Here is a 20,885-nt window from a genome sequence, read left to right on the forward strand (position 1 = left end):
TAAAATAAAGCAAGATTAAAGTAAATTTAAGTAATCATGGCAACAACATCAGATGAAGTATGGCAACTCCTCGGAGAGTTAGTCCAGACACAAAAGGAAACGGAACGACTCATGAGGGAAAAAAGTCAAGAAACAGATCGCCGTTTTCAGGAGACCGATCGCCAAATCCAAGAATTGGGCAAACAAATTGGTGGTCTGGGCAAAAAATTTGGCAGTTTTACCGAAGGGTTGGCCCTGCCTTCTATGGAAACTATTCTCTATGAAAAATTTGCCATGGAAGTTGTAACCCCCAGCGTTTGAGCAAGTAAACAGGGCAAACATATTGAACTTGATGTCATGGCCTATGCCAATGGGGATGTGAAAACCGCCATTGTAGTAGAAGTCAAAAGCCATGCCCGCCCAGAATCCATCGGCCAATTAATCAACCATCTCCAGCGATTTCGGGAATTTTTCCCCGAACATCAGGACAAGAAACTCTATGGCATTTTCGCCGCGGTGGATCTTTCCAATGCCCTCAGAGAAGAGGTATTAAAAGCCGGGCTGTACGCCGCCCGTATTCGCGACGAAATTTTTGAACTGGATACCCCTGCTACTTTTCAGCCTCGGGTTTGGTAATGTCTTGACTCCATGTTAAAAATCAAATGCCCGTACCATAAATAAAATGGGTGGAAGCAGCGGAAGAAGCTCCAGCAAAAACCTTAGCAACCCGGGGCTTAATAAATACTTTTTGTCCAACTTTCGGATTAAGTTGTTGCCGTTGCTCTCGGTTCAGGTAAGCAAGCACAGTGGTGTTGTCCGTTAACAGTACCTCCACCTGTATTTCTGAACCCAGGTGAATAACCCTTTTGATGGTGCCCGCCACGCTAGCGTCGTCCGCTTCCGTTAATAGTTCAAAGTCGTGGGGCCGAACAAACACAGGGTCTTGATGCCTATTATCATTGTGGTGGGGTTCAAAAGCGTGGTAGTTAAACAGAGATGCAGTGCGGGGCAAAACGTTAACTTCACCAATGAAACTCATCACAAAGGGACTAGCGGGATTTTCATAAATTTCTTCCGCCGTGCCCACCTGTTCGATTTTGCCGTTACTCATAACCACAATTTCATCGGCCACTTCCATGGCTTCTTCCTGGTCGTGGGTAACAAAAACACTGGTAAGGTGTACTTCATCGTGTAGTTTCCGCAACCAACTCCGCAGTTCTTTGCGAACTTTGGCATCCAGAGCTCCAAAGGGTTCATCCAATAGTAAAACCTGGGGTTTTACGGCTAAAGCCCTGGCTAAAGCTACCCGTTGCCGTTGCCCCCCGGAGAGTTGGGAAGGATAGCGGTTTCCCAGCCCTTCTAATTGAATGAGGGAGAGTAATTCTTCCACTTTTTCTTTGGTTTGGGCCTTGGTAAATTTACGAATATCTAAACCAAAAGCAATGTTTTGACGAATAGTTAAATGTTTAAACAGGGCATAGTGCTGAAAAACAAAACCAATGTTGCGTTTGCGAATGTCCACATGGGTGGCATCTTTACCATTAATAATAATCTGTCCTTGATCCGGGGGTTCCAATCCGGCGATCGCCCGTAGTAGGGTAGATTTTCCAGAACCAGAAGGCCCCAGTAAAGCCACTAATTTACCATTGGGAACTTCCAGATTAATATCTTTCAGTGCAGTAAATTCTCCAAAATTTTTGGAAACTTTGGTGATTGTAATACTCATGGAAATTACCTCAAATAAATAAAAAAAACAAGTTAGAACGTCAAAAAAGGGAGAAAGGATTATTGCCAGAAAACTATACGGATCGATGGTGTCCTGTGCGTCGCTCCACAATCTCCTTTAACACTAGGGTCACCACGGCCAATAGAGCTAAAACCACCGCCGCCCCAAAGGCCGCTTCTGTTTGATAGTTCTTATACTCTTGCTCCACAAAAATAGGCAATGTACTGGTTTTACCCAAAATACTGCCGGAAACCACCGCCACTGCGCCAAATTCCCCCATGGCCCTAGCGTTGGTTAACAGAACCCCATAAAGTAAGCCCCAACGGATATTGGGCAACGTCACTCGCCAAAAAATTTGCCAATCTTTTGCCCCTAAAGTGCGGGCGGCCTCTTCCTGTTCCGGCCCTAGTTCTTCTAGTACAGGAATCACTTCCCTCGCCACAAAGGGCAAGGTGACAAAAATAGTGGCGATTACCATGCCGGGCACAGCGAAAAGTAGTTGTACATCGAGGGCGCTAAACCAACTACCAATCCAGCCATTTTTGCCGTAGAGCAGAACAATCATTAGACCAACTACCACGGGGGAAATGGAAAAAGGTAAATCTAACACACTTAAAAATAGGGCCCGACCGGGGAATTGATTGCGGGCTAGAACCCAGGCGGCACAAAGTCCAAACACCGTGTTCAAAGGGACAGAAATCAGGGCCATCACAATGGTCAATTGCAGGGCGGACTGAAAATTACGATCGCCCAGGGCTTCTATAAATGGCCCCACCCCTTTATGAAAAGCTTCATAAAAAACGGCGATCGCCGGCAAAAGTAAAACTAAAACTAAATAAAATAAAGCCAGGGCAATCAGTAAATGTTTAACTTTAAAAGTTTTCGGTAAATTAATCGTTTGCATAACGACGCCCCCATTGTTGCAGTAGGTTAATAATTAACAATAAAATTAGGGAAACAAATAGCAGTACCGCCCCAATTACCGTTGCCCCTGGATAATCATATTGTTCCAGTCGCTCAAACACTAGCACTGGAGCAATCAAATCCCTAAAGGGAATATTAGAAGCAATTAAAACCACTGAACCGTATTCCCCCACTGCCCTGGAAAAGCCCAAAGCAATCCCCGTTAAAATCGGTGGAATTAAAGGGGGAAAAATCACCCGCCAAAAGGTTTGAAATTCCGTTGCCCCCAAAGACCAGGCCGCTTCCTCTGCTTCCTCTTCCAATTCTTGTAGAACCGGCTGTAAAGTCCGCACAATAAAGGGTAGGGAAATGAAAACCATCGCCACAAATACCCCCGCACGGCTGAAAGCAATTTTGATGCCAAAGGGGGCAAAAAATTGACCGACCCAGCCGGTTTGACTGTACAAAGTGGCCAACACCAAACCAGCCACGGAGGTGGGTAGAGCAAAGGGTAAATCCACCATGGCATCAACAATTTTTTTACCGGGAAACTGGTAACGCACTAACACCCAGGCAACCAACGTTCCCATCACACCGTTGATAATCCCCGCCGCCAGGGCGGTCAGAAAAGTGACGTTGTAGGTGGAAATAGCAATGGGGGTGGTGGCAATTTGCCAAAATCCTTCAAAGCCTAAGGAAGCGGATTTAACTAAGAGAGCCGCAATGGGTAATACCAGAATTAGTAACAAATAAATAATTGTTACTACCCAGGGTACAGAAATAGATTGCCAAAAATTAAACTTAGAAAGCTTTTTGAGAAGGGGGGATAAACTAAGATTTGTGGTCATGTTACCAGCCGTCGGACTCCTGGTCTAAAACTATGGTGACTTGCAATTCCTCTAGGTACGCTAAGGCATCATTAATTGCCTGGGCATGGCCAATTAAAGTTAATTTAAATTGACCTTGACCACCATTTGTGCCTAAAGTGGCCGCCAGGATATTTACCTGGAGTTTATAGCGGCTAACCAGTTGGGTCACGATGGGTTCCTGCCGATAGCTTACGGGAATAGTTAGGTAAAGGGTTACTTCGGTGGTTCGTTGGGAACTCTGGATATTGAGGTGGGAGAAAGTTAATGCTTGCATGGGTTAATTAGCCTTAATCAAAACTGCTTAGAATTGTTATTGTTTACCAATTTTGATAATAATTTGGTCGAAAATACCCCCTTCATCGAAGAATTCTGCTTGGGCTTTTTTCCAGCCGCCAAACTCTTCAATGGTGGCTAAGTTTTCAACTTTGGGATATTGGCTAGCAAACTTAGCTAAAATTTCTTCATTCACAGGACGAAAGCCAGTTTCGGCAAAAATTTGTTGCGCTTCTGGGGTGAACAAATATTGCACAAAGGCATCGGCCACTTCCCTGGTTCCTTTTTTATCGACATTGGTATCCACAACAGCCACCGGGCCACTAATGGAAACATTGAAATCCTGGGGAATAATATAGGGTTGCTCTTCCCCTTTTTGTTTGGCTAACAGCACTTCGTTTTCATAATTGAGCAAAACGTTGCCCTGACCCTGTTTATAAAAAACGTCGGTGGACTCCCGAGCATCTTTTGGTAATACTGGTGCATTGGCTAAAACCTTGCCAGCAAAGTCAAAGGCTTGCTCTTCTGTGCCTCCGGTTTTGGTCACTGAACCCCAAAGGCCGAGGAAATTCCAACGGGCTCCCCCGGAAGTTTTCGGGTTAGCGGTAATAACTTTCACTTCAGGGTTAGCCAAATCTGACCATTTTTCCACTTTGATGTTGTCCGATGCTCTGGTCACAAAGGCGATGACGGAGTTGGTCACAATCGATCCATTGGGGGCTTCCCCTTCCCAACCGGGTTGAATTAGCCCGGCACTTTCAATTTTTTGCACGTCGGAACTGAGGGCCAGGGCAACAATATCCGCATCTAGCCCATCCACCACGGCTCTAGTCTGACTACCGGAACCACCATAGCTTTGTTCAAAAGTCACATCTTGGCCGGTTTTGGTTTTCCACTCTTCTGTGAATTTAGGAATGATTTTTTCAAAGGCATCCCTGGTGACGGCGTAGCTCACCAAGGTCAAATTCGCTGGAGCTTGACTGGCATTTTCCCCTGACCCGGGCTCGGTGGTGGCGGTGTTATTGCAAGCGGTGATACTGCCCATCATCAAAACGGCGATCGCCGAAAATCCCCAACCAAAAGCAGATCGAGCCATCGTTAACTCCTTGAAATTGTGACCTGTGTGTAACTTTGATAAATCATACTTGAATTTGAAATGTTTTATAATTTATTTTCAGAGTGTACATAAAAATATTTCGCTCGTATCGTCAGCGTGTTGTTATCGGTGTGAATTCTCCGTTCTGCCGGGATTCGGTCTGTGTCATGATTGAAGTGGGATTTGCCCGACCGTGAACTGGGGCACTGGAAGTTATCTCTGAGTTCTATGGCTAAACGATCGCCTGCTTTATCCCCTGCCCTGCCGGAACGATTAGTACAAGAAAGCTATCTTTTTCGGGGCATGGACCTCCCATCAGTGGCGGATTATCTTGCTTCAGCAGAACTTAAAATTGAAAAACTATTCTCCAATCGCCCCATTTACACCGCATTTCTGCCCGACCAAACCCTGGATAGTCTTTATGTGATGTTGGATGATGGTGTCGTCATCACCCGCAGTACTCCCCTAGACCGCATCATTGCCATTAACTATGCCGGCAGTTGCTTTGGTTGGCGTAGTTTGCCCTTTAGCTATGGTTTAGCCAGTAAATCTTTCCCCTGTTCCGTCGAGGTTTATAAAACTACCCACGTCATTAAAATTCCCCTGGCCACCGTTCAGGAAATTTATGAAAATAGTGAAGTTTTTCGGGAACGGTATCGTTTTCTATTTGAATTACAACAAAAATTTGAATATCATCTGCTCAATTGCAGCACCTATCCCCCCCAAGCGGTGGCGAGTTTACTGCGGGCGTTGATTTATCAAGAAAGAGAACTGGGCAACCAACCCGATCGCCAGGGGAATTATATTTTCGATTTGCCCATTGATATGATCGCCAGGGCTTGCCAGCTCAATCAAAGAACGGTGGAGCAGGTGCTGAAGGGTATGCAAAAACACCATCTGATTGCCATTCCCAAGGGGGAAAAGGAAGATCTAATTCAAATTCTGGCCCCGGAAGGACTCAAGGAAGTGTACAGTGCCACCCGGGAAAAGGTTAACTGGTGGCCCTTGAAATAAGGACTAAGAAGTTAACAGTAATGGCTAAATTGTTACCCGCACAACTCAACCGGTAGGAGCCGCATCATTCAATCGCTTGCCGTTGCCTTTGTCGTTGGGGAATGGATAAAGGTTCTTGGCGAATGGGAGATTGTCCGCACTGCTGGAGCAAATGCAACGCTACCCGTTGTAGGGCCGGATCCTGTTCAATATCTAAAAAAGCTTGGAGGTATAGGGCCAGTTCCCTCGGGTTCGGAGAGTCTGGGCTGGGCTGATTTTGCCATTGTTGTAACTGACGCAGGGCAATTAATTTCTGCAGGCGATCGCCGTGGGCCAGGTAATGCAAACAACGGTCAAAATCGGAAACTGGAGCAGTGAGTAACTTGGGGGCAGTCATTTTTTGCCGTTGCCAGAGTAAAAGCCCCACCGTAGCGAGGGAACCCAAACCCTGCAAAATAATGCCCGTGGCTAGCCAAGGGTTTTCTACTTCCGACCAAACCATGGTGGCCATGTAGGTGCCGACCGCAGTTAACCCCCCCCCACCGCCGGCAATGGTCAATCGACCTTGGGGCCCGGAAAAAAACTGGTGCCATTGTTTGGCTTGGAGTTCCTGGTGATGGGTCAAAAGCCAATAGACCAGCCGCATACTACCCACCCCTAGGCCCGTGGCAAGCATCAGTCGCCATTCCGTTGCCCAGAGCATAGTTGCCAAAAAAGCGCCCCCACTCCAGGGGCCCCAACGGTATAGCCAGCGGTAATCGCTCAAACGAAGGCCTAGGGCTGTAACCTCCTTGGGGGAAAGCGGCAAAAACTGACTGGGTGATTTCACAGTCTTAGCCGAATTTTTGGAGGGAAACCAAACCTGGGTCACAGCAAATTCCTGCGATGTGTGATGATGGCCATATTGCCCTTGTCAGGCAGTCTATTTACTATATCAAGATTCGACATGGAGACTTTTTGGCCAGAGGTTTTGAGCTTTTGTCAGTCCACGACCAAGGCGATCGCCACAGAGTTGGTGGCCCAATCCGCCAGAATCCCTGCCCAACGCAAAGCCGATGGTAGTTTGGTCACCGCCGCTGATCAATGGTCTGACCAGGAGTTGCGTCAGCGCATTGCCGCCCAATTTCCCGACCATGGGGTGCTGACGGAGGAAACGGCCCACATTTTTCCCGCTAACGATTGGTGTTGGATTGTCGATCCCATTGATGGCACCACCAATTTTGCCAGGGGCATTCCCATTTGGGGCATTTCCCTCGGTTTACTGTACCGGGGGACGCCGGTGTTTGGCTTCCTCCATTTTCCTCTACTACAGCAATCCTTTTGGGGCTATTGGCTAGAAAACTCCGGCTTAACAGGTCCCAGTGGTGCTTTTTTGAATGGAGAACCGATCCAGGTGAGCGGGGCCGAGCCTAGTCAAAATCATTTGTTTAATCTTTGTGCCCGCAGCGCTGGCATTTTAACCAATCCCTTTCCCTGCAAATTGCGCTTAATTGGTGTGAGTAGTTACAACATGGCCCTGGTAGCCCTAGGGGCAGCCCTGGGAGGGACGGAAAAAACACCCAAAATTTGGGACATTGCTGGGGCCTGGCCGATCCTGTTGGCCGCCGGAGGAGAATTTCTCTGTCTCCGACCTGAACCGTTGTTTCCCCTCACCCCAGGGGAAAATTATGGCGATCGCCCCTATCCCTGCATCACCGCCAGTGGTCGGGAACTAATGGAACAATTCAAACCCCTAGTTTTAGCTGTCCAGTGAAAGTATCCCTGAATAGGTTTTAAAAAAACAGATTCCTCAGTTTTGGGGCAAAGTAAATCAAATTCCCCTAGTCTTGCGATAGCTTTAGTGGATAGATTGAGGGGATAAATTAGAAATTTTAGGCTCTCGAATATTGTTTCTATTAACCATTAGCCTTTCAAAAGTTCATCGTTTATTGACGGAAATGGTACAGACAAATAACATTATGACGAGCAAATTCTTTATATTTTTTGCAGATTTGCTCCCCTAGGCAGGTAACTGTTGTTACAAAGCCTTGACATTGACTTTGTTAGATTAGCAAGGAACTTTCAGTCAGGGGTCTAGATCGGTGAATCCAGTCTACATATCAGTCGTAGAGGGTAACCCCCATCTCCGCTCTCTATTAAGCTGGCATCTGCAGCAGAGCGGCTACCTTGTCCAACAATGTAGCGGTTTTCACCAGGCCCGCCAGGCATTTAATAATCAATTACCTACCCTGGCCGTGATCGATTCCGACCTCACCGATGGGGATGGCATTGAGCTTTGCCGTTGGTTATATCAACAGCACCAATCGATGATTTTTATTCTTTCCGCCAAGGACACAGAAAAGGATATTGTTCATGGGTTAAAGGCGGGGGCCGATGATTATTTGACCAAACCCTTTGGTATGCAGGAATTTTTAGCCCGCATAGAATGTTTAATTCGCCGAGTCCGCACTGTGGCCGCCCCTTTATTGTTGGATTATGGCGTACTAAAAATAGATTTGGTACAGCGGCGGGTGGAATACCAGGGTAACTTTGTTGATCTTACCCCCCAGGAATTCAGTTTGCTCTACGTGCTTACCCAGGCCGAAGGTAGTGCCCTCAGCCGCACAGAATTGCTCCGCCGGGCCTGGCCTGAGGCGATCGATAACCCCCGCACCATCGATACCCATGTCCTTTCCCTCAGGAAAAAAATTGAGACAGACCCCAGGCAACCCAGCCTAATCCAAACCGTGCGGAATGTGGGCTATCGTTTCAACTCCTCCATTTTAGAAGAGAAAAAAGTAGTGGCGGAGAAACCCGTTTCCCTTTCCCCCGCCGGGGTTTCTGTACTTACCTAGGGGAAGACAAACTGCCGTAATAAAGCTCCTCTGTTTTGACCGTCAACACCTGGGGAGGGGTAGCATCGGGGGGATACATTAAGTCCACCGTCACTTGTCGTTGTTCCCCTGGTTCCATATTCAAGGTAATTAGGGGATTGCTCATTTCCCCCCGCCTTTGGGTAAGGTGAAAGAATCTTTCCTGGGGTTGGTTTTGGCTATCGGTGTAGCTGACCCTAACCGTACCCCGGAAAAAGACTTGGCCGGTGGGTTGGCGGATAAAGAATAGGCGATCGTTATATTGATCTTGTTTGATCGGAGTTTGCAGGGTGAGGGAAACGCTCTGTCGGTTATTAGTGACGTTTTTCAGGGGTAACTGCAATTGATAATGCACTCCATAGTTCCCGTGGGCTAGGTAGGCCGTGTCGGGGTAGCGAGCCAGCATGGGAGCGCTCTGTACCTGTTGGGTAGCATAGGTGCCCACACTAACGGTGCTGAGGGGATAGGAAAAAGCTCTCCCCCGTTGGGGAATACTGAGGAATTGAGTCTTGGGATTGTCCACTAGGGTGGCTTGCCAAGAAGCGCCTTGGGAAATACCGGCCACTCTGCCATAGATGGGGGTGCGGGGAGCCCCAGGGCGAATTTGGTCGGGGGGAGTGGGGGCCAAATCCCTGGGGTAAGCTAGATAGCCGCGGTATAGCATCGCTTGCCAATTGTCTAAGGTAGGAGGGCGGTAGGTCACCGTGGGGGTGGGCAGGTTAGCACCGGCGCTCGCAGTATCCACCACTGGAGCATATTCCGGCACGGCAAACATTGCGAGGTTAGCCATGTAAACAGGGCCGTCACTCTGGAGCCGGAGATAAGTAGACCTGGCACTACTGCGATTGATGGCCAGGGAAAATAACAATCTAGTGTGTCCTGGGGGAATAATAATCTGACTAGGAAAACCGGCCTGGGTGTTACCCCGCAGTAATTGACTCATTAGTTTAGAGCCGGGGCCGGAAAAGAATTGTCCGTGGGGATCTTCTACGGTGGGGGCCAGATTAATAAAGGGGGCATCAGGGCCAGTGAGGTAACTGCCACCCTGGAGAATGCGGACAGTGATGGTTCTGTCGGTGGGGTTGCCCATTAACACTCCTTGGTAAAGGGTGCGGGAATCCCTTGGCCGGGCGATGTGATGGGAGAAGAAGTCAAAACGACCGTTGAGGGCTTTGTTGAGGTGGGCGTTGGGGTAGTATTTCCGGTCGGTGGGAAAGGTGGAAAGTAAAATTCCTTCCCCTTCTACTACTTCTGGACTATTACTGTTAAAAACGGGTATCTGGTCTAATTGCCCTGGTAATGGTCTTATTTCCTGCGGCTGGACAATATAATCTGCTTGAATTGGCTGGATGGGGGCGGTGACGATTTGAGCCAACATCATGGGGGAAAGCAGTGGGATCATAATTTGTCCGCTGAAATAAAGAATTTGACAGGCTGTTGGAGGTCAAAGGAAATTAACTTCTACTTAGAGTGCTATTTGGAACTTGTCTTGTCAAGTTGCCGTCTCGGATTGTTTGGCTTTCCGGAGACAGAAGCTGTGGTTTTTCACCGGAGACCAATGACCAAATTCCTGGGTAGGAACACTTGATGGAGGAGCCATGGGGGCATTGTTTCGTAGTTGCTTGAGCTTTTGGCCTGCTAACTTTGGGCTCTTGTTGGCGATCGCCAGTGGGGGAATGGGGGGGCAAGCCTGGGGACAGACGCCGCCGGAGGAAAACCCGTTGGATTTGGAGCCGGCCCTGGTGGAAAATAGCCCCACTTTGCAACGATGGTGGGACGAAACCCCGGATTTGTTTGAGCAAAATAGCAATGATCCAGCTTTTCTAACTAGGGTGCGCTTGGGTTATAACTATTTTCCCGACGATGATCAATCCAGTGGAGCGGCGATCGGTGTAGAAGACCTATTCATTGGTCAATCCCCTCTGAGCTTGAGCGGCGATTACTACACCAATTTTGCTGGACAACAGGGGGGCGGGGGCAATCTGCAATACTATCTTCTGCCCCTGGGTTGGTATGTAAATGTTACTCCCCTGGTAGGTTACCGGGCGATCGCCCAAAATGACTACCACAGTGAGGGGATTAATGTGGGGGGCAAAGTGGTTTTAGCCCTTTCCCGCACTGGAGCAGCGGATATTAGTTTTAGTCAAAATTTTGTTGCCCCTGGCGGCACCGCAGAAGTGGGCATTAGCACCCTTTCTGTGGGCTATGCGTTGACTCCCCAATGGCGTTTGGCAACGGATTTGCAACGGCAAAATTCCCCCGCTTACCGGGAAAGTCGTTTTGGTGTTTATCTGGAGTGGCAACCCCAACCACGCTAGCTCCACTGAAAATCTTGCCATACCGGTGGAGGAAACTTTCTGTGGTATGATGCTTAATCGCCGATGGATCGGCGTGCCCCAATTGTTGGGGGTGTGGCGGAATGGTAGACGCTGCGGATTTAAAATCCGTTGAGCCTTATAAGCTCGTGAGAGTTCGAGTCTCTCCACCCCCATTAAAGGTTTCTCTGTTTTCCCTTTGTTAGGGCTAGCTAGTCACCGGCCCCCATCATCTGTCCTAGGGTAGCTTGGCTGGAGGCTTGGTAAATTTGCGTCAATGCCTGTTTAATTTCCCTGGCCACCTCATAATTTAAGGGCAGATCCCCTAGGCGTTCAATTTGCTGCATGGGGTTATCCGGTGGGGCGATCGCCGTTAATTCCGGGGCCAATTCCCCTCGATACTGCCAAAATTGTTCGATGGCTTGCTGTTGCTCTGCCTTAGTTTGTTTTTGGGGCTTGGCGGTTGTTGCCCCTTCTTCTATATCAATGGCGATCGCCGTAGAATCATTGCAAAGATCTGGGTCATAGCTGGCCAATTGAGCTGGACTAAGGTGTCGATAACAACTCAACTGCTCCAACAACTCACCCCGACTCCGACCCCGCAGACGAAAAATCACAAAGGGGTCCTCTTGGAAGTGATCTGCCAATTGGTAGTACACCGCACCGATATGTTTACAGGGATTAGCCTTATCTGGACAACTACAACGGGAATGAACCTCCCCCAGGGTGAAGGGGAACAAATTTAGCCCATTTTGGACAAACACCTGTTCGATGCTAGGAGGCATGGCTCCACTAAGCAATTGGGCCGCATACAGAGCTTGTTCTGCCAAGGTAGCCACCACATAATGCCAATCCTCATCGCTGAAGCAATCCAACCCCAAAGTAACCTGGTATGGATCCACTTCTGTGCCTTGCACCAGGGCAGTTAGCTTACTCTCCACAAACTGCAAACTAAGGACATTACCCTCCCTGGCATAATTCCTGGCCCGTTCGAGGCGCTTTTTAAATCGGTAGGAATCTAATAGTTCTAACCATCGATCCACCCACCATTGTCGTTGTTCAATCTGCGTTGCTACCATAGTTCAGTAATTTTATACGTCCTAACCACAAGCTTTTAACGAAAGTCATTGCTAGCATTGACATCGACTTTCCCCTCACCATCCTATACTTCTTTCTTAGGAAATCATGAACCCACTCCTGTTGACGGAATAAATCACCCTACACTTCTCCCTGGGGGATTGCCATCTAAATGGAGTTACACCATCATGGATATAGAAAATGGGTTCTGGGCAACAGTTAACTATTAACGCCCAACATCACAAAATGTTCAGCAATCAATATAGTCATGGCTCATTTAACAGAAAGTGGAAAAGAACCATAGACTTAAATGATTGTTTTACCGACTTGACAGGAGTTTATGTCATCCCGTTCTTATTCTAGTCAGTTATACGGATATGGATTAAGTTGTACCTTAGATGGATTATCTATGGTGGATCGACGGGCCCAGAGACAAAAAAAACTCTCGGAGTTGGGCCTGCTGACCAATGGAAATAATACTTTTTTTGAAGAAGCCACCCAAACCCTTGCCCAGAGTCTGGGATTACCCATTTGTATAGTGGGTTTGATGGTGCAGGACGAGATTCACATTGCTTCTGCGGTGGGCATATGTAGCTTGGGCGTGAATGATTCCCTGGTGGTTTCCCGGCGCTTACAGCGAAATGAAGCTTATTGTACTATGGTGGTGGATAGTGCCATGCCGCTCGTGGTTAATGATGCTTTAGCAGAACCATTTTTTATCCAGGGGGAGTTGTACCAACGTTATGGTATTAGGTCTTACCTAGGCACTCCTCTGCTAACCCGAGATGGTGTGTGCCTCGGAACCCTAGCGGTGCTAGACTTTTGTTCCTATGATTTTACGGAGCAGAATGTGGCTCTGCTTAATATGACTGCCCGTTGGTGCATGGGGGAAATTGAACACCAAGCTTGTCTCGGTGCCAACCAGAGGCAACATGACCGCAATTCAAATGATATTGGGTTGAATTTGGTTACCATGGGGGGCAATGATATCTATTCCTCTAAGGGGAATAACCTAAATAAATTGCATACGTCAGGGCGATCGGCCCATTCTCCAGAGGCAGTCAAACTGCAATTGGTTCCCCATTACCTGATCCGTACCCAGCGGGACCTCACTGCGGTGATCGGCATGGCTAGTGTTGTACGGGACGGGGTTTTTGGCGACCTTAATGAGAAGCAAAAACAGTATCTAGAAATTATTCACCAGAGTGGCCAACGGGTTAACCAAGCCATTGAGGAAATTATTGAACTGGAGCAAATTAAACCCGATCGCCAGGGCTTGAGAATTGTCGATGTCAATCTGGCCCTACTGGGGGAGTATTGGCGCGATAAAATGGCCGCCGTCCTCGGTCAAAATCGGCTTGCCCTCAAACTTTCCCTGGAATCGGGGTTAAGATACTGGCCCCTAGATAAAATCAAAGTCAGACAGGGAATTTACTATCTGTTACTGAGTTTGTTGGACCAGGGGGTAACGGATGGCACACTGCGTATCCACGCTTCTGCCGGTCAAGAGTATTTACACTTAGCTATTTGGGTTGATTTGCCCCAGGGCCGGAACCTGCCCCATGTACCCCTAGAGAATTTACTCACAGAAGGGGAAGCCAACCAGACAGAGGTAAATATTCAGTTAACACTAGAACATTTAGCCCTAAAACTTCAGGGCCATAACCAGGAAAGTCAGGGCCACCATTGCCAACAAATTCTAGCTTTAACCCTCAGTTTTTATTTCATCAAAAGCCATCAGGGACACATTACTTTGCAGGGCAGTGCCGAGCGTGGTTACTGGTATTGGGTACAGTGGCCCAAAATATCGGCCGAAACCACCGCTGATTATAGTGGACACAACCTTTTACCGTTAATACATCCCCCCTCACTCAACCTAGCTCACAATAATGGCGAAATCTGACCCCCAACTGCTCCACTGTTAAATTTTGCGTCCAATATTCCAACAAGGCATGGCCAAAAGCCCAAGCATTGCGATCCGGGGCCACCGGATTGTCTAGCAATAGGGGCCATAGGGTCAGTAAATCAAAGGTTGTGTCATCGTTATCCGCCGCCAATAAATTAAATAGGTCATAGGCTAACTGGAGCTTGCCCAACACCAATGGCAGTTGCTCAATGGGAATTTGCTCCGCCAGTAGATAGGCCAGGGCTGGGGAACCGGTGGTCAAACTAGAAACAAATTGCAACACTGGACTTTTTAACAGAGCTGTCACCCCTTGGGTAGTGGTCATTTGCAGAGCATAACGGTCAATGATCCGGGCCGCCGCCAGGGAACGGGCCTCTAGGTTACGCAAAAAGCGGGCTAGTCTTTGTTGTTGGGCTGGGCTGACCACAGTCACTAGGGCCACGGAAAGTTCTGCCAGGCCCCAGGGCGATCGCCCTACCGTTTCATCCCCACTCACAATGGGCAAAATTTGTTCACAATACTGGCCCAATTGCTCTACCCGATATTGCACCGCTTCCCGAATTGATTTTTCCTTAGCCTGATCTCCTGATCGCCAATCGTAGGGGGGTTGCCATTGCCGCACAGGGCGCAGTCGGTCCACCTGGGTTACCAAGAGGATTAAAGGTCGTTCTCCTGCCAGGGTTTGGACATCCTTCACAAAGTCCGCATCCATCTGCAAAGCCGGATCCAAAGCGGGATTGAGCAACAAAATGACGTCGGCCCGTTGGGCATAGTCCAACACCAATTGTCTTAAGTCCGACTGTTGCCCCTGCTCATAACCGGGACTGTCCCAGAGGAACAGGGTTTGGCCGTCCTTAGTTTGCCATTCATACTTAGTAATTTCCGTGGTGCTGGGTAGTAAATCCGTTACCGCCAAATTAGTTTGAAAGAGGGCATTAATGAGGCTACTTTTCCCCGCCCCAGTGCGTCCCACCAATAAAATATTGACCGGCTGTTGCTCCACTTCCTGGGGGGATTGCCCCTGGGACAAAATATTTTGCAAAGTCTGGCTTTTGGCCTTCACTAGCCCCGGAACTGGGTTACCCCCACTGGCAAAATTGTCCGGCAAATTACCACTGACCGGATTATACAAGGCGATCGCCTGACGACAGAGGGTACGTAAAGTCGCTTCCCGCAGTTGTTGACTAAGATTGACTAACAATTGTTGGGTAGCCTGCTGACTGCTTTGTTGACTGGCTAGCCGAGCCGCCGCCGCCACCGGATTGAGCACCCACTGACCCCAGTACCACACCTGCCAAATTTTTTTCAGGGATGGTTCTAGCTTCTGGTAAACCTCGTAGGATTGATACACCTGGGCCAAAGAGACTTGATTGAGGGTGGGGGAAAGGTTGGCAACCCAGCGGTCCATATCATCCACCGTGCCCCGGATTAAACCATAGGCATCCGGCACATAAATATTTAGTAAAGGGTATTTAACTTCCGGGTAATAGGTCTGGGCCACTGCTGTCACCACTTGTTGACATCTCTGCCAAAACAAGGGCCAATCCTGCCACACTGGCACGTCTTGGCGGGAAGCTTGGAGAATCTTGTTTAACGCTTGCTCGATTTTCTCCACGGTAACGTCCGTCGTGGGTGCTCCCAGGGAAACAGCGGGGAAAGATGCTTCCCCATTGGGGGCTGCCAGAGGAGCTGTCCACCGCACCAACAGCCAGCGCCAGCCCAGGAAAACTAGTACCACCACCGCCCAAATCCAGTTCAAGTGCCAAGCATTAATTTGCCAACTGGCCGCCACCAACAAAAAGGTTATTACCCCCGCAATGGGTAACACTAAAACCACTCCCTGCCAGGGGCGGAGACGGACATTGGCGATCGCCATGGGGGCTCTCAACAAAAAAACATTGTCCCCATGGTATGGGCCCAGGGGCAAAGTTTCAACAGGGGTACCGTGATAGAATGGAAGGTTGGATTCCGCCTGCCTGGAAAGCTGATTTACGACCTTACTCCAACCAGGATTTGTCTCTAGATATACTTGCAAACCAACTTTTTTACTTCTTCAACCATGGCTGACGATATTCGCATTTTGATGTGCCCCCCCGACCACTACGACGTGGACTACGTAATTAATCCTTGGATGGAGGGCAATATCCACAAATCCTCCCAGGAGCGGGCCGTAGAGCAATGGAAAAAACTACACCAGACCATCAAAGAATGCGCCATTGTGGACTTGGTGAAGCCAGCAAAGGGTTGGCCTGATATGGTCTTCACCGCCAATGCGGGGCTGGTATTGGGAGAAAATGTGGTGCTCAGTCGCTTTTACCACAAAGAACGCCAAGGGGAAGAACCCTATTTCAAAGCTTGGTTTGAAGAAAATGGTTTCACTGTTTACGAACTGCCCCAGGATTTGCCCTTTGAAGGGGCCGGGGACGCCCTGTTTGACCGGGAAGGTCGTTGGTTATGGGCCGGGTACGGTTTCCGCTCCGAACTAGATTCCCATCCCTACATTGCCAAATGGCTGGATACGGAAGTCGTTTCCCTGCGGTTAATTGACGAGCGTTTTTATCACCTTGATACCTGTTTTTGCCCCCTGAGTGGTGGTTATTTGCTCTATTACCCCCCTGCCTTTGACGCCTATTCCAACCGGGTAATTGAAATGCGGATTCCCCCGGAAAAGCGGATTATTGTTGAAGAGCTAGATGCGGTTAATTTTGCTTGCAATGCAGTCAATGTTAACGACATCATCATCATGAATTTGGTCAGTCGAACCCTAAAGGATAAGTTGGCGGAGGCCGGCTTCACGGTGCGGGAAACTCCCCTGACGGAATTTTTGAAAGCGGGGGGAGCCGCAAAATGTCTGACCCTGCGGGTAACGGAGCCTATTCTGGAAGATGTCCATGCCAACGTTTCCATTGAAAGTCGGGTAATTCGCATGGAAGGCCATTTGCTCGATGCCGGCATCCTCAACCAAGCTCTGGATTTAGTGGTGGAAAACAGCGGTAGTTTCCGGGTGTTGAACTTCAATTTGGGGGTAGAGCGCAACAGTACCTCCAGCGCGGAAGTCAGGGTTTCGGCCCCCTCCCACCAGATTATGGAAGAGATCATGACCGAACTGATTGATCTCGGCGCAGTGCCACCTCCCCAGGAACTCTGTGATATCAACACCGAAACGGTAACCCAATGGGGGGTCGCTCCGGATGATTTCTATGTCAGCACCATTTATCCCACGGAGGTACGGGTTAATTGCGAATGGGTCCAGGTGACAGGACAACGGATGGATGCGGCCATTGTGGTCACTAGCAATCCCCCTTCGGCCCGCTGTGTCCTTCTTCGGGATCTCCAGGTCGGAGATCGGGTCATGGTGGGGGTCGAGGGTATCCGTACCATCAAAAAAGTGGAATCCCATGACGGCGGAGCCCGCAAAGAAAATAAAGAGTTTGCCTTTATGGCGGCGGGGGTTTCCAGCGAGCGTCGGGTAGAACTTTTGGTAGAACAAATTGCCTGGGAAATGCGGCAAATCCGGGACCAGGGAGGCAAAATTGTTGTCACTGCGGGGCCTGTGGTGATCCATACCGGCGGAGCCCAACACCTTTCCCATCTGGTGCGGGAGGGCTATGTCCATGCCCTGCTGGGGGGCAATGCGATCGCCGTCCATGACATTGAGCAGGCCACCATGGGTACGTCCCTGGGAGTGGATATGCAACGGGGCATCCCAGTGCGGGGGGGGCACCGTCACCATCTGAAAATCATTAACACTGTGCGACGCTACGGTGGTATTCGTCAGGCGGTGGAAGCGGGGTTTATCACCAAGGGGGTGATGTATGAATGCGTTAAAAACAACATTCCCTATTGTTTAGCTGGCTCCATTCGGGATGATGGCCCCCTGCCCGATACGGAAATGGATTTGGTTAAGGCCCAGGGTTGCTACAGTGAAATGATCCGGGGTGCAGATATGATTTTGATGTTATCAAGCATGCTGCACTCCATTGGCGTGGGCAATATGACTCCTTCGGGAGTGAAAATGGTCTGTGTGGACATCAATCCCGCTGTGGTAACTAAGCTCAGCGACCGGGGCTCGGTGGAATCCGTCGGAGTAGTCACCGATGTGGGTTTATTCCTCAGTCTTCTGGTGCGACAACTGCAACAACTCACCAGACCCTATAGCCTGAACGAAACCTTTTAACCGCTGTCCTAGTCTTCGGCCCCAGGGCGTTGTCTGCGGGCCCAGGGCTAGTAAATTAGAAATATCAAAAAGTAGGTAAAAAAGTTTTAAGGGATGGGGTCAAACCTTCCCCGTCTCCGAGGAACTATATTATACTTTTAGCGTCGGGGTCTGGATTTTGGCCCTAGCTAAAAATTGATTTTCGTGATTCACAAGCGAGGTTATCGTGTTAAACAAATCTGTTCAAACCCTCTCTGGAGTTTTGCTTGCTGCTGCGGCCCTAGGTTTTGCTGCCCCCGCCCAAGCTGAGCCTTTTCAAACCAAGGGTAACATTTTATTGAGCCAGCTTCCTGGCCATGACATGTATGCCCCCATCAACGAGCAAATGAGCTTCGATGGGCTGGCGATCGGTCGGGTACGGGGTAAGGTTGGTAGTATCATCCAAGTTGAACTGTTGCCCTATGGTGACTTCCCCGGTTATATCGAAGTGAGCGACAACAGCCGCATCTACCACTGGGACGGCGCCGGTGCTGCTGAACCCGGTGATGACGTTTTGCTCCAGCCCGTGTTCGATGACAATGGTAACTATATCCGTACTGATTTCTATTCTGCGGCCCACCCCACTTGGTTGACCCGTTTGGATCTCAAGGAAGTTCAAGAAGTCACCATTTCCGAAATTAACTTCCAATCCTCCGAACCTGTTGGTTTGCCCCCCGTGACCCGGTCCGCCCCTGCTCCTGTGGCCCCCGCCCCTGCTCCCATGCCCATTCGTGGTCTTTGGTAAGCCGTCGGGTTACGCGATGAACTTATTTTACCGGCTTGTTTAATAGCCGGACTTAGTGTCTACATTCTCCTAAGCGTTGTGTTCACAGCGCTTTTTTTGGCGATCGCCATTTCCCTGCAAACAACTAAAGTTCCCGTCGTCCTTCTAGGGCCCGAGCCAGGGTAACCTCATCGGCATATTCCAAATCTCCCCCCATGGGTAAACCAAAGGCAATGCGGGTAACTTTGGTAAAGGGTTGGAGTAATTTACCGAGATATAAAGTGGTGGTTTCCCCTTCCACGCTGGGACTAATGGCTAAAATCACCTCGGCAATTTCCGGCTGACTAACCCGATGTAATAGGGGTTGAATGGTCAACTGCTCTGGGCCGATGCCGTCCATGGGGGAAATTACCCCGCCTAACACATGGTACTTGCCCCGAAATTCCCTGGTTTTTTCCAACGCAATCACATCCCTGGGATCACTGACCACACAGATAACGCTGTTATCCCGTTGGGGATGGCGACAAATGTCACAGACGGGCTCAGCGGATAAATGGAAGCACACCTGGCACTGCCCCACCCGTTTTTTAGCGTCGAGAATGGCTTGGGCTAAGTTTTCTACCTCCGCATCGGGGCGCTTGAGGAGGTGTAGGGCAAGACGTTGGGCCGTTTTAGGCCCCACACTGGGAAGCCGTTGCAATTGTTCAATGAGACGGGCTAGGGGAGGAGTGTAAATGGGGCCAAGACCTCCTGGTGCGAGGGAAATTTTACTAGTGGGGACAAATAAATAGCCTTGGAAACCGGGAGCTGATGGGCAATGGAATCGACGGCCACCTTCCACATATATTGTGCTACGCTATCGCCAATTATCGGCAAAACTTTCCAGGGTAATGTTTTATTTAGCCTAGATAGACTACCCGTTTGAACTTTATCCATTCCTTGTCCACCCGTATTTTCTATGCCTCAAACTAAAGCCCACCTGAGAGTGATTACCCATTCCTGGCCCGGAGGTTTTCTGGCGGGGGAAGTGCGGGCTGGGGACTATGAGTGGCAATTTCACTGGAATTTTCGGGGGGGAAATTGCGAGTACAGCCTTCCCTCGGGCGATCGCTCATTTTTGAGCCCCTGGGACGTTTTTTGGAACGCACTGATTATCAATTGGAACCAGGGGGTGATTATGAATTCATTCTCCGCAGTCAGCTTTAGACAAGCACAAAAAAGCACCCCAAGCGCTCAATATCAAAGCCAGAAAAAGAGTACTGACAAGTTCAGCCCTACGTCCTAGCGCTCCTTCGTCAGCAGGGAGGCTAAAATTGGATTAGCCCGATCTATTTTCTGGGTAGATTTGTGGCTAGGATGTTCTATCCACTGTCCATTCTTGCAAGGAATTTGATTATGAAAGGTAAACCCGCCGTCCTCGCCCAACTTCATAAGCTACTGCGTGGAGAGTTAGCCGCTAGGGATCAGTATTTCATCCATTCCCGTATGTATCAGGATTGGGGTTTGGAAAAGCTCTATGACCGGATTAACCACGAAATGCAGGATGAAACGGCCCATGCCAGCCTGTTAATTGAGCGCATTCTCTTTTTGGAAGATACCCCAGACCTTTCCCAACAGGATCCAATCCGGGTGGGGAAAACGGTACCGGAAATGTTGCAATACGACCTGGATTATGAGTATCAAGTCATTGCCAACCTGAAGGAAGCAATGGCGGTATGTGAACAGGAACAAGACTATCAAAGTCGGGATCTGTTGCTGAAAATCCTAGCAGATACGGAGGAAGACCATGCCTATTGGTTGGAAAAACAGTTGGGACTCATTGAAAAAATTGGTCTCCAAAATTATTTGCAATCTCAAATGAGCTAGGTTTGATTGCTTTTGAGCAATGATGGCCCCGCCAATCTCCCGACTCCAAGGCCCCGATGGCCTTTGGTGGTTTAGGTTTACTCCTCCACGGCCACAGCGTTTGCAAGTCAA

The 20,885-nt window shown here is 49.2% G+C and carries 20 protein-coding genes, 1 tRNA gene and 1 pseudogene; 12 read left to right on the forward strand and 10 right to left on the reverse strand.

Annotation, left to right across the window (positions count from 1 at the left end; translation table 11 throughout):
* The first annotated feature begins 36 nt into the window (after positions 1 to 36).
* Together IQE94_RS00665 and IQE94_RS00670 are read left to right on the forward strand one after the other, a co-directional pair.
* On the forward strand, positions 37 to 300 hold the full coding sequence (locus tag IQE94_RS00665) for a DUF3782 domain-containing protein (RefSeq protein WP_223342492.1): 264 nt from the start codon (positions 37 to 39) through the stop codon (positions 298 to 300).
* A gap of 36 nt (positions 301 to 336) precedes the next feature.
* Entirely contained in the window at positions 337 to 615 is a 279-nt protein-coding gene (locus IQE94_RS00670) for a hypothetical protein (RefSeq protein WP_223342493.1), read from the forward strand.
* 22 nt (positions 616 to 637) lie between these two features.
* Here IQE94_RS00670 and IQE94_RS00675 read toward each other — a convergent pair whose 3' ends face one another.
* The 5 genes from IQE94_RS00675 to IQE94_RS00695 all read right to left on the reverse strand — a co-directional run bounded on the left by IQE94_RS00675 (position 638) and on the right by IQE94_RS00695 (position 4,846).
* Positions 638 to 1,705 (reverse strand): sulfate/molybdate ABC transporter ATP-binding protein, encoded by a 1,068-nt coding sequence (locus tag IQE94_RS00675; protein ID WP_223342494.1) that lies wholly within the window; start codon positions 1,703 to 1,705, stop codon positions 638 to 640.
* A 73-nt stretch (positions 1,706 to 1,778) separates the two neighbouring features.
* A complete protein-coding gene (gene cysW, locus IQE94_RS00680) occupies positions 1,779 to 2,609 on the reverse strand; it encodes a sulfate ABC transporter permease subunit CysW (protein WP_223342495.1) in 831 nt (276 codons plus the stop codon).
* Positions 2,596 to 3,456, reverse strand: coding sequence for a sulfate ABC transporter permease subunit CysT (gene cysT, locus IQE94_RS00685; protein WP_223342496.1), 861 nt, complete (start codon positions 3,454 to 3,456; stop codon positions 2,596 to 2,598). Before cysT ends, cysW begins: the two co-directional genes overlap by 14 nt.
* Position 3,457: 1 nt before the next feature.
* Complete coding sequence (locus tag IQE94_RS00690) at positions 3,458 to 3,751, reverse strand: NIL domain-containing protein (RefSeq protein ID WP_212721655.1); 294 nt, start codon at positions 3,749 to 3,751, stop codon at positions 3,458 to 3,460.
* A gap of 36 nt (positions 3,752 to 3,787) precedes the next feature.
* Positions 3,788 to 4,846: a sulfate ABC transporter substrate-binding protein gene (locus IQE94_RS00695; RefSeq protein WP_223342497.1), complete on the reverse strand. Its 1,059-nt coding sequence runs from the start codon at positions 4,844 to 4,846 to the stop codon at positions 3,788 to 3,790.
* A 228-nt stretch (positions 4,847 to 5,074) separates the two neighbouring features.
* On the opposite strand from IQE94_RS00695, the gene IQE94_RS00700 reads away from it, so the two are divergent.
* The gene (locus IQE94_RS00700) at positions 5,075 to 5,860 is read left to right on the forward strand and encodes a Crp/Fnr family transcriptional regulator (RefSeq protein ID WP_212721659.1); all 786 of its coding nucleotides are present in this window, start codon (positions 5,075 to 5,077) and stop codon (positions 5,858 to 5,860) included.
* Positions 5,861 to 5,924: 64 nt separating this feature from the next.
* Here the strand turns inward: IQE94_RS00700 and IQE94_RS00705 are convergent, their stop codons facing one another.
* Positions 5,925 to 6,668: a hypothetical protein gene (locus IQE94_RS00705; protein WP_223342498.1), complete on the reverse strand. Its 744-nt coding sequence runs from the start codon at positions 6,666 to 6,668 to the stop codon at positions 5,925 to 5,927.
* A 117-nt stretch (positions 6,669 to 6,785) separates the two neighbouring features.
* Between IQE94_RS00705 and IQE94_RS00710 the strand changes: the two genes are divergently transcribed.
* Complete coding sequence (locus tag IQE94_RS00710; RefSeq protein WP_223342499.1) at positions 6,786 to 7,592, forward strand: inositol monophosphatase family protein; 807 nt, start codon at positions 6,786 to 6,788, stop codon at positions 7,590 to 7,592.
* 328 nt (positions 7,593 to 7,920) lie between these two features.
* The gene (locus tag IQE94_RS00715) at positions 7,921 to 8,673 is read left to right on the forward strand and encodes a response regulator transcription factor (RefSeq protein WP_190598779.1); all 753 of its coding nucleotides are present in this window, start codon (positions 7,921 to 7,923) and stop codon (positions 8,671 to 8,673) included.
* Here IQE94_RS00715 and IQE94_RS00720 read toward each other — a convergent pair.
* On the reverse strand, positions 8,666 to 10,093 hold the full coding sequence (locus IQE94_RS00720; RefSeq protein WP_212721688.1) for a DUF3370 domain-containing protein: 1,428 nt from the start codon (positions 10,091 to 10,093) through the stop codon (positions 8,666 to 8,668). The genes IQE94_RS00715 and IQE94_RS00720 overlap by 8 nt on opposite strands.
* Before the next feature lie 196 nt (positions 10,094 to 10,289).
* Here IQE94_RS00720 and IQE94_RS00725 point away from each other — a divergent pair, with 196 nt between their 5' ends.
* Complete coding sequence (locus IQE94_RS00725; RefSeq protein WP_212721691.1) at positions 10,290 to 11,009, forward strand: hypothetical protein; 720 nt, start codon at positions 10,290 to 10,292, stop codon at positions 11,007 to 11,009.
* 87 nt (positions 11,010 to 11,096) lie between these two features.
* Positions 11,097 to 11,182, forward strand: a tRNA-Leu gene (locus IQE94_RS00730).
* Positions 11,183 to 11,218: 36 nt separating this feature from the next.
* On the opposite strand, the gene IQE94_RS00735 is transcribed toward IQE94_RS00730, so the two are convergent.
* Positions 11,219 to 12,085: an SWIM zinc finger family protein gene (locus IQE94_RS00735; RefSeq protein WP_212721694.1), complete on the reverse strand. Its 867-nt coding sequence runs from the start codon at positions 12,083 to 12,085 to the stop codon at positions 11,219 to 11,221.
* A 407-nt stretch (positions 12,086 to 12,492) separates the two neighbouring features.
* Here IQE94_RS00735 and IQE94_RS00740 point away from each other — a divergent pair, with 407 nt between their 5' ends.
* Entirely contained in the window at positions 12,493 to 13,986 is a 1,494-nt protein-coding gene (locus IQE94_RS00740) for a GAF domain-containing protein (protein WP_223342500.1), read from the forward strand.
* Here IQE94_RS00740 and IQE94_RS00745 read toward each other — a convergent pair.
* Positions 13,955 to 15,880: a GTPase family protein gene (locus tag IQE94_RS00745; RefSeq protein WP_249214023.1), complete on the reverse strand. Its 1,926-nt coding sequence runs from the start codon at positions 15,878 to 15,880 to the stop codon at positions 13,955 to 13,957. The genes IQE94_RS00740 and IQE94_RS00745 overlap by 32 nt on opposite strands.
* A gap of 168 nt (positions 15,881 to 16,048) precedes the next feature.
* Here IQE94_RS00745 and IQE94_RS00750 point away from each other — a divergent pair, with 168 nt between their 5' ends.
* Positions 16,049 to 18,166: a TIGR00300 family protein gene (locus tag IQE94_RS00750; RefSeq protein ID WP_223342501.1), complete on the forward strand. Its 2,118-nt coding sequence runs from the start codon at positions 16,049 to 16,051 to the stop codon at positions 18,164 to 18,166.
* A gap of 205 nt (positions 18,167 to 18,371) precedes the next feature.
* Complete coding sequence (locus IQE94_RS00755; RefSeq protein WP_194014973.1) at positions 18,372 to 18,929, forward strand: hypothetical protein; 558 nt, start codon at positions 18,372 to 18,374, stop codon at positions 18,927 to 18,929.
* Between the two features lie 124 nt (positions 18,930 to 19,053).
* Here the strand turns inward: IQE94_RS00755 and recR are convergent, their stop codons facing one another.
* Positions 19,054 to 19,674: a recombination mediator RecR gene (recR, locus tag IQE94_RS00760; RefSeq protein WP_223343182.1), complete on the reverse strand. Its 621-nt coding sequence runs from the start codon at positions 19,672 to 19,674 to the stop codon at positions 19,054 to 19,056.
* Between the two features lie 192 nt (positions 19,675 to 19,866).
* On the opposite strand from recR, the pseudogene IQE94_RS00765 reads away from it, so the two are divergent.
* Positions 19,867 to 20,114: pseudogene (locus IQE94_RS00765) on the forward strand (DUF3146 family protein).
* 189 nt (positions 20,115 to 20,303) lie between these two features.
* Entirely contained in the window at positions 20,304 to 20,774 is a 471-nt protein-coding gene (bfr, locus tag IQE94_RS00770; protein WP_194014969.1) for a bacterioferritin, read from the forward strand.
* Positions 20,775 to 20,885 lie beyond the last annotated feature (111 nt).

The sequence above is a fragment of the Synechocystis sp. PCC 7339 genome (assembly GCF_019924095.1).
Lineage (GTDB): Bacteria > Cyanobacteriota > Cyanobacteriia > Cyanobacteriales > Microcystaceae > Synechocystis.

What these genes read in the sequence shown, in the direction of transcription:
- IQE94_RS00665 (WP_223342492.1), top strand. Translation starts at nt 37, where the DNA reads ATGGCAACAACATCAGATGAAGTATGGCAACTCCTCGGAGAGTTAGTC.
- IQE94_RS00670 (WP_223342493.1), top strand. Translation starts at nt 337, where the DNA reads ATGGCCTATGCCAATGGGGATGTGAAAACCGCCATTGTAGTAGAAGTC.
- IQE94_RS00675 (WP_223342494.1), bottom strand. Translation starts at nt 1,705, where the DNA reads ATGAGTATTACAATCACCAAAGTTTCCAAAAATTTTGGAGAATTTACT.
- cysW (WP_223342495.1), bottom strand. Translation starts at nt 2,609, where the DNA reads ATGCAAACGATTAATTTACCGAAAACTTTTAAAGTTAAACATTTACTG.
- cysT (WP_223342496.1), bottom strand. Translation starts at nt 3,456, where the DNA reads ATGACCACAAATCTTAGTTTATCCCCCCTTCTCAAAAAGCTTTCTAAG.
- IQE94_RS00690 (WP_212721655.1), bottom strand. Translation starts at nt 3,751, where the DNA reads ATGCAAGCATTAACTTTCTCCCACCTCAATATCCAGAGTTCCCAACGA.
- IQE94_RS00695 (WP_223342497.1), bottom strand. Translation starts at nt 4,846, where the DNA reads ATGGCTCGATCTGCTTTTGGTTGGGGATTTTCGGCGATCGCCGTTTTG.
- IQE94_RS00700 (WP_212721659.1), top strand. Translation starts at nt 5,075, where the DNA reads ATGGCTAAACGATCGCCTGCTTTATCCCCTGCCCTGCCGGAACGATTA.
- IQE94_RS00710 (WP_223342499.1), top strand. Translation starts at nt 6,786, where the DNA reads ATGGAGACTTTTTGGCCAGAGGTTTTGAGCTTTTGTCAGTCCACGACC.
- IQE94_RS00720 (WP_212721688.1), bottom strand. Translation starts at nt 10,093, where the DNA reads ATGATCCCACTGCTTTCCCCCATGATGTTGGCTCAAATCGTCACCGCC.
- IQE94_RS00725 (WP_212721691.1), top strand. Translation starts at nt 10,290, where the DNA reads ATGGGGGCATTGTTTCGTAGTTGCTTGAGCTTTTGGCCTGCTAACTTT.
- IQE94_RS00735 (WP_212721694.1), bottom strand. Translation starts at nt 12,085, where the DNA reads ATGGTAGCAACGCAGATTGAACAACGACAATGGTGGGTGGATCGATGG.
- IQE94_RS00740 (WP_223342500.1), top strand. Translation starts at nt 12,493, where the DNA reads ATGGTGGATCGACGGGCCCAGAGACAAAAAAAACTCTCGGAGTTGGGC.
- IQE94_RS00750 (WP_223342501.1), top strand. Translation starts at nt 16,049, where the DNA reads ATGGCTGACGATATTCGCATTTTGATGTGCCCCCCCGACCACTACGAC.
- bfr (WP_194014969.1), top strand. Translation starts at nt 20,304, where the DNA reads ATGAAAGGTAAACCCGCCGTCCTCGCCCAACTTCATAAGCTACTGCGT.